This is a genomic window from Coriobacteriia bacterium (assembly GCA_016649875.1).
In the GTDB taxonomy this organism is placed as follows: Bacteria; Actinomycetota; Coriobacteriia; order WRKU01; family JAENWW01; genus JAENWW01.
Window position 1 is genome coordinate 1 of record JAENWW010000023.1, and the last position, 6,525, is coordinate 6,525.

Genomic DNA, 6,525 nt, shown 5'->3' on the forward strand with positions numbered 1-6,525 from the left:
GCAAAACCGGCACTATGGTGACGCCGGCGAAGGTCGTTTGTCTGCGTTTTTTGACATCCGTCGGGCTGATACGCACCAGACGGTGCACTCCCTGCTCCGAAGAAAGCATTCCATAGGCATTTTTACCGTGCACGGTAAAAACAGCGCGGTCCAATCCGATTGCTTCACCCGCGGGAGCATCGTGGACCGTGACTTTCCACCCGTTGTTTTCGGCGTACTTGAGGTACATCTTGAAAAGCATCTCGGTCCAGTCCTGGGCCTCGAGACCGCCTTGTCCGGGAACGATGGTCATAATGGCATCTTCGGTGTCGAACTGTCCCGTGAACCAATTCGAAACCTCGAGTTGATCGATTGATTTCGCGAGAGAGATCATCATCGCATCGACCTCGCGTGCAAGGTCTTCATCCTCTTCGGACAAAGCGAGTTCACTCGCGGCTTCCAAATCGACAAACCGCGCCATTACGTCTTTGTACAAGGTGATCTCATCGTTGATGCTGTTGATTCGGGACATGACCGATTGCGCATGCTGGGGATCGTCCCAAAAATCGGGAGCACTGCTTTGCACGGTGAGAGAGGCGAGTTCGGTCTCCTTTTCACCGATATGCAAAAAATCATACATATCGGCGGTGCGTTCTTTCAGTTTGACTATTTCAGATGTTCTGTTCTCAATCATAACGTATTACGCTCCATGGCATTTCTTGAATTTTTTGCCGCTTCCGCACGGGCACATATCATTTCGTCCCACATTTGCATACGGATCTTCTTTCGCACTATCTTGAGAAGACGGTCCGTCCTGCGCCGTTGCATTTTCGGCAATGGCGCTGAACCCCGAACCTTCGGACGGCGCAGAATAGCTGGCATTGCGCAAATAGGACGGCTCGGGACTTTGCTCGGCGACGAACTCGACATGCATCAGCGTACGCAAAAAGTCCTCGTTTATCGAGGCGACCAGTGCCGAGAACATATCGTAGGCTTCGTTTTTGTATTCGACGATCGGATCTCGCTGGCCCATCGCACGCAACCCGATACCCTCTTTGAGGTAATCCATCTCTTGGAGATGCGCCATCCAGCGCGTATCGAGCACGCGCAGCATCACCTGACGCTCGAGGTCGCGAATATCCTCCTCGCCGAATTTTTCCACGCGAGAATCGTAGTGCATGACCGCCGATTCGGAAAGCTCCAGCACGAGCTCGGGGGAAGTGTCGCACGACTCCACTAGGGGAGCTATCGTATCGGTGATGCCGGTAAAATCACGGAACCATGTTTCAAGGCCGGAAAGATCCCAGTTCTCCTTGTAGCCTTGTACCGGCGCATAGCTGATGACATTGTTCTCCATGGCCTCGGACATGAGCGCCTCGACGCGCGCATGCATGTCTTTGCCGTCGAGAATGTTGGTACGTTCGCCGTAAATGGTCTCACGTTGGCTGTTCATGACGTCGTCGTATTCGAGGACGTATTTACGCGACGCGAAGTTCATGGATTCGACTTTGAGCTGCGCGGATTCGACCGCCTTGCTGATGAGCCCCGCTTGAATCGGCATATTCTCGGTCTCGGAGTTGTTGGCAAGCAACTGTGCGACGCGATCCATACGATCCCCGCCGAACAAACGCATCAAATCATCTTCGAGCGAGAGATAAAACTGTGAGAATCCCGGATCTCCTTGTCGACCCGAACGACCGCGCAGCTGATTGTCGATACGACGAGAGTCGTGACGCTCGGTTCCCAGCACAGCCAAACCGCCGGCTTCGATGACCGCTCGATGTTCCTCTTTACATGTTTTTTGTGCCACCTCGACTGCGGAGGCATATTCTTCTTCGCTTGCGGACTCCGGGTCGATACCTTTGGCGCGCAAGAAGTCCTCGACCAGCAATCCCGGGTTACCGCCGAGCAAGATGTCGGTGCCGCGACCGGCCATGTTGGTAGCTATCGTCACCGCGCCGAAACGTCCCGCCTGTGCGATGATATGCGCTTCTTTTTCATGGTGCTTCGCGTTGAGAACGTTGTGAGGAATTCCGCGTTTCTTCAAAAGTTTCGAAAGCGCTTCGGAATGTTCGATTGAGATGGTTCCGAGCAAACAGGGCTGCCCGGCGCTGTGGCGTTCGGCAACGAAATCCGCCACGGCATTGAACTTGACCTCGACGCTTCTGTAGACGAGATCGTTTCTGTCCTCGCGGATCATCGGCCGGTCGGTGGGGATGACCATCACAGGCAGGCTATAGATTTCACGAAATTCTTTATCCTCCGTGATTGCCGTACCGGTCATGCCCGAGAGCTTCTCATACATGCGGAAGTAGTTTTGCAGCGTGATGGTTGCAAGCGTTTGGTTCTCCTCGCGTATCGAGACACGCTCCTTTGCCTCGATTGCCTGATGGAGCCCCTCTGAATAGCGACGTCCGTACATGGGACGGCCGGTGAACTCGTCGACGATGAGAACCTCACCGTCTGCCACGAGATAATCGACGTCGCGGCTGAAAAGGAACTGCGCCCGCAATGCTTGCTGCAGGTGATTGGCGAGCTGCCCGGAATTGTCGGCGTACAGATCGTCGATGCCGAGCAAACGCTCCACTTTACTGATTCCGGGCTCGGTGGGAGCGCACGTGTTATGGGCTTCATCGAGTTCGAAGTCAACCTCGGGGGTCAAACGCGGAATGGCTTTCGCGAAATCTTTGTAGATTGCCGCCGACTTATCTCCGGCACCCGAAATAATCAACGGAGTACGCGCTTCATCGATAAGTATTGAGTCGACCTCGTCGACTACGGCGTAAACATGACCGCGCTGCACGCGGGCTTGCGCGGTGTTGACCATGTTGTCGCGCAGATAATCGAAGCCGAACTCCGAATTTGTCCCGTACGTGACGTCGGCGGCGTAAGCGGCTTTACGATATTCGTCATCCATCTGAGACTGGAGGATACCGACGCTCAGCCCCATGAATTTATAGAGCCTGCCCATCCACTCCGAGTCTCGCTTGGCGAGATAATCGTTCACCGTCACGACGTGCACACCTTTTTGCGCCAAAGCATTGAGATATACCGCTGCAGTCGCAACGAGCGTTTTGCCTTCACCTGTTTTCATCTCGGCGATTTTGCCGTCGTTGAGCACCATCGCGCCGATAAGTTGGACATCGAAATGTCGCATTTCCAAAGCCCTGCGAGATCCTTCGCGAACTGCCGCGAACGCCTCAGGCAAAAGGTCTTGCAGCGTTTCGCCTTTTTGGACACGAACCTTAAACGCATCGGTCTGTGTCCGAAGTTCCTCATCGGTTAATCCGCTCATCTTTTCTTCAAGTGAATTGATTGTCTCGACTATCGCCTCATAGCCTTTGAGTTGCCTTCCCTCACCTGCAGAAAGAAGCTTTTGCAAAAAATTAGCCATCATATATTCCTTTATCTTAAATTGTCTCAAACAGAATGGTCATTTACCCGCAACGTGAACACGAAGCTCAGACAAATGAGGGACCGCGTACGGCGGGAAATGCAGAAATCTGCCAACTGAAGAGTGACTGCTCAGCTGGAATCGAGAGAATCGTTCTTTTAATGAAGGGAAATTTCCGCGACAGAACGAGTGCGACGAATGCTCCCAAGAATGACAGCAACACAAGAATGCACTGCATTGTTTCATCGGAAACCGTCCGCTGTTCGGCACGTGACATCTGAGTCGAAGAGAGGCTGCTCGGCGAGGCGACGAACTGCCTCAGCTGCGTGCCGGTGATTGCAAATCCCGGCAGAAACGTCGAAGTGATGACGAATGCGAAAAAGCCGGCGAGCACGAAGCCTGCTTTGAATACCTGCGTATTTGTTTTCGATTGATGCACGCATATCCGAAATCTCTTGAATGGACCGAGTAACCCATTGTACGTTAGCTCTCACCATACTTCAACGCGGCTCCATATCCGAACCACATAGTGCGTGCTAAAAACCGATGAGGCTCCTTGGGGAGACATGCCTCGAACAATCCTTATGCGCTGATCGCCTCGTTATAGAGCTTTTTGATTGCCGGACTCGGATCGAGACCGAGCTCTTCGCTCAAGAAGTGACGACACGTGTGATAGGTGGAGATGGCATCTTCTCTCCTCCCCGCCTCGAGAAACGCCCGCATGGCCAAATCATAGAGTACCTCGCGATTCTTTTCAAAATAAAGGGCGCGCTCGATAAAGAAAATCGCATTTGCATGTTCATGTTGTTGAATACATGTCTGTGTGGCCGAGATCATCGTTTCGACATAAAGCGTGTGGTAGTGTTCGCGTATCGCGGACAGCCAATCGCTGTACATGTCACCCGGCAAAATATCACCGTGATAGAGATGCGCGACTCTATGATAGTGCCTGATGGCTTCACTGAAATTTCGAGAAATCACTTCGCTGTGCGCCGCAGATATTTCTTCGAGAAGTTCGACGATATCGATTTCGCATCTGTCGTCACACACATAGCATCTCGCTCCGCTGCTCGCAACCGGCATGAGCGTGGCGAGCTCCTCGGTTCCCGAGGTCAAAATTCGTTTCAGATTCGACCATGTCACATAATAATTATTCCGAGCTTTATCCGGGCTCATATCCGGCCACATGATTTCCATGAGCGATTCGCGTGCGATATCTCGTCCCGCATGCAAAATAATGAAGGTGAACAACTCACGCGCCTTGCTTTTGCGCCAGTGTTTGATATCGATTTCGCGCCCCTCCACCCCGATGGAGAGAGCGCCGAGTACCCCGATGTGGTAAAGCTTTTCGGGAATACGGCTCGAACTCGACTTCGCCAGAGCCTCCACCGCAACGAGACGCATATCCAAATCCCCGGTGATTTTTTCCGACAGCAGCGATGAGGTTTTGCAGAAATCGCCCGCGCATTTTCGTCTGTCGAGCAATCCGAGAAAATCAAACGATATGGCTTTCAGCCCGAATATCGCAACCAAAACCTGCAATAACACCGGGCGAATACCGCAAAGCTGCGCCGCAACGAGATAGACCCCACGAGGCAAAACATCGTCTATGCAGCATTTCCCCGTCATCTCTTTTATATATGCTTCACATTTCTTATCTTCGAACGCGCAAAGGACTTCGACGGCAAAAGACAGGAAGCGAGAAACATCGGAGTCGATATCCTCATAACTTCGGCATGTGCGCAACAAAGTTGCGGCTCGATCCGTTTCCAACGAGATACAGCAGCAGAACGCATTGAGCAGTGTTGAACGTGCCCGCAATCCCCCGGCACCCGAAGCCATCAGAGGCGACGTCGAACGCTGGACTATCTCTGAGGCATCTTTGCCGTTCATAACCACCAAAGCGCAGAGCGCTTCGTACCAATACAAACTGCCGAGTTCTCCATGGCTCAAACCATGCGGCCTGTGCTTCCAGTCGCCCTGCAGAAGCGACAGAGCATGCGCGCAATCCTTTCGCCCCATACACACGAGTGCCGATGCCAGCAGCGCCTGCGGCCGCATCGATTCAGGTAACGACTCTGTGAGCGGAAGTATCCCTGAAGCCCTGTTCAAATACCCCGAGCTCGCCAACACTTGTGAAAATGCGACGCGCGCGAAGTAGTAGGATTTCATTATCTGAGGCGGAAGTTGCAAAAACGAAGGATCGTTTGCCTCGATATCGTAATGACACGCCAGCACCGACTCCGCCATCGTTCCCGACTGCATGGTCAACTGTAGCCTGTATCCTCGGGACAAAATCGATGAGGCGGGACTTGTCGACAGCTGTTCGAGAACGACAAGCGCCTCTTTCGCCTTGTCTAGGTCGCCCTTGGCGTAATGGAGTCGATAGTGCAAAAGGGATACAGGGAACAAGCGATGGGAATCGCTTTGACAATGCGGCGAAACCTGTCCGACCAGTTCTTCTGCAGAGCCGATGTCGGACAAAGCGAGATGAACTCCCGCTTGAAAAATCGTTTCATCGATTTCAGCCTCATGATTGCCGCTATTTTTGAAAAAAGAATGCGCCAATCTTGAAAGATTGAGCGCATCGTAGTAGTGTCCGAGCGATTCTTTCGCCCGTGCCCATGCGGCCAGCGCGAAAGGATTATTCAAGAGCGCATCGATTCCCGATTTCATACATACGGAGTCTATCGACTTACCGTAACGCTCGAAATCGATATGGTGTAATCCCTCCGCCCTCGAAATTGCCGACAACGCATCTGGCTTTTCAGGGAGTCTTGCCTTTCTCGGCTGCGGCAGATCCGCCCCGACATGCACTTCGATACAATCTTTTTCTTTGTTTTCAACAACCATAGTTCCTCCCTCTTGCGCGATTTGAATATATGACGGATCGTCTGTCTCCTCCAATCGAAATATGATAATCGACGCACGATTATTCCCACGGATTCGATTACCGACTCCGCGAAGAATGGAATCATTTTCAACATAAACGTAATTTTCGTCAAACAAAAACCGGAGAAAACGTACGTTTTCTCCGGTCTCTTACACATATGTTGACGGTTGATTAACCTACCGTTAAGATTTGGAAATAAATGTCACTTATAGGCACGAATCACTCCATACGCAAAAGCCCGAAATCGCCGGCCTCGCGC

The 6,525-nt window shown here is 52.3% G+C and carries 4 protein-coding genes; all 4 read right to left on the reverse strand.

The genetic code is table 11. The features are described from left to right. Positions 1 to 673, reverse strand: a 673-nt coding sequence (locus JJE36_06915) for a PCRF domain-containing protein (GenBank protein MBK5212015.1), incomplete at its 3' end; no start/stop codon positions are given. Positions 674 to 679: 6 nt separating this feature from the next. Beyond that, entirely contained in the window at positions 680 to 3,373 is a 2,694-nt protein-coding gene (secA, locus tag JJE36_06920; protein ID MBK5212016.1) for a preprotein translocase subunit SecA, read from the reverse strand. A 67-nt stretch (positions 3,374 to 3,440) separates the two neighbouring features. Further along, positions 3,441 to 3,812, reverse strand: coding sequence for a hypothetical protein (locus tag JJE36_06925; GenBank protein ID MBK5212017.1), 372 nt, complete (start codon positions 3,810 to 3,812; stop codon positions 3,441 to 3,443). 143 nt (positions 3,813 to 3,955) lie between these two features. Beyond that, entirely contained in the window at positions 3,956 to 6,280 is a 2,325-nt protein-coding gene (locus tag JJE36_06930; protein ID MBK5212018.1) for a bacterial transcriptional activator domain-containing protein, read from the reverse strand. Positions 6,281 to 6,525 lie beyond the last annotated feature (245 nt).

What these genes read in the sequence shown, in the direction of transcription:
- secA (MBK5212016.1), bottom strand. Translation starts at nt 3,373, where the DNA reads ATGGCTAATTTTTTGCAAAAGCTTCTTTCTGCAGGTGAGGGAAGGCAA.